We start from the raw sequence: 1,599 nt of genomic DNA, 5'->3' as shown, positions 1-1,599 counted from the left end.
GGGCCTGACTCAGAACTCTTCCCAGCTATCGAGCGTCGGCGCCGCTGAGCCCCGGACCAGCATCGGGGCGCGGGTCATTGGGCGCGTCTTTTTGATCGCGCCGGGACGCTCGCGAGGCGGGCTGGACGCGGCGCTTGTCGCCGTGACCGCGCTGATTCTGAACCGTCCGACCATCTGGCGAAGCTCGCCTGCTTCGAACTTCAGGCTGGCGGACGCGGCGGTGGCCTCCTCGACCATGGCCGCATTTTGCTGGGTGACCTGATCCATCTGATTGACCGCGACATTGACCTCGTTGAGGCCGGTCGCCTGTTCCTTGGAAGACTGGGCAATCTCGGAGATCAGGCCGTCGATCTGGCCAACCTTCTCGACGATTTCGCCGAGCGCGCGGCCGGTTTCGCCGACCAGCTTCACGCCGCGTTCGACCTGCGAGCCGCTATTGGCGATCAGGGTCTTGATCTCCTTGGCCGCCTCGGCTGAGCGTTGGGCCAGAGCGCGGACTTCCTGGGCGACAACCGCGAAGCCGCGACCAGCCTCCCCAGCGCGGGCGGCCTCGACGCCAGCGTTGAGAGCCAACAGATTGGTCTGGAAGGCGATTTCGTCGATGACGCCGATGATGCTGGTGATCTGGCCCGACGACTTCTCTATCTCGCCCATGGCGGCCACGGCGTCGCCAACGATCTCGCCCGAACGAGCGGCGTCTGCCCGGGCGCTGGATGCCGCTGCCGAAGCCTGCCGGGCACCCTCAGCGCTGCGATTGACCGTGGCGGTGATCTCGTCGAGCGCGGCGGCGGTCTCCTCGAGGCTGGCGGCCTGTTGCTCGGTGCGGCGGGAGAGGTCGTCCGAGGCTATAGAGATCTCGTCGGCGCCAGCGCCGACGCTGCCGGTGGCCGTGGTCACCGAACTCATGGTCTCGTCGAGGGCGGCCAGGGCGCGGTTGAGATCGTCGCGCAGTTTCTGGAACTGCGGATCGATCGGCTGGTCGAGCCGGCAGGTCAGGTCGTTAGCCGCCAAGCGCTCAAGGGCGGCGGCGATCTGGTTGACGGCGTCGACCCGCCCGGTCACCACCGTGGCGAATTTCACGATCTTCTCGACGCGGCCCCTAGGCCCGAACACGGGGTTGTAAGAGGCCTGGATCCAGACCTCCTGGCCGCCCTTGCCGACACGCTTAAACTCGGCGGCGACATATTCGCCCGCGTTCAACTTACGCCAGAAGTCAGCGTATTCGGGCGAGCCGGCGTAGGTCTTGTCGACGAACATCCGGTGGTGTTGCCCTTTGATCTCCGAGAGGCTGTAGCCCAGCGCGTCGAGGAAGTTCTGATTGGCGTCCAGAACCAAGCCGTCGGTGGAGAATTCGATGATCGCCTGAGCGCGGCTGATGGCGGTGAGCTTGGCTTCAAAATCCGCGTTACGCAGCTTCTGGTCCGTGATTACGGTGGCGACCTTCACCACGCGCTCAACCTTGCCCGAGCCGTTGCGGACAGGATTGTAGGAGGCCTGGATCCAGACCTCGCGACCGCCCTTGCCGATGCGCAGATATTCACGCGCATCGAACTCGCCTTGGCCGAGCTTGGACCAGAAGTCGCGGTAGTCTTGACTCGC

At 65.3% G+C, this 1,599-nt stretch carries 1 protein-coding gene; it reads right to left on the bottom strand.

What is annotated here, in order from left to right; genetic code table 11:
* Window positions 1–9: 9 nt before the first annotated feature.
* A partial coding sequence (locus tag DDF62_RS17025) for a methyl-accepting chemotaxis protein (protein ID WP_116490203.1) occupies window positions 10–1,599 on the bottom strand: 1,590 nt, incomplete at its 5' end.

It is taken from the genome of Caulobacter radicis, assembly GCF_003094615.1.
Taxonomy (GTDB): Bacteria; Pseudomonadota; Alphaproteobacteria; order Caulobacterales; family Caulobacteraceae; genus Caulobacter; species Caulobacter radicis.
The sequence above is the reverse complement of the archived record's forward strand: the minus strand, read 5'-3'. Positions and strand labels throughout refer to the sequence as shown.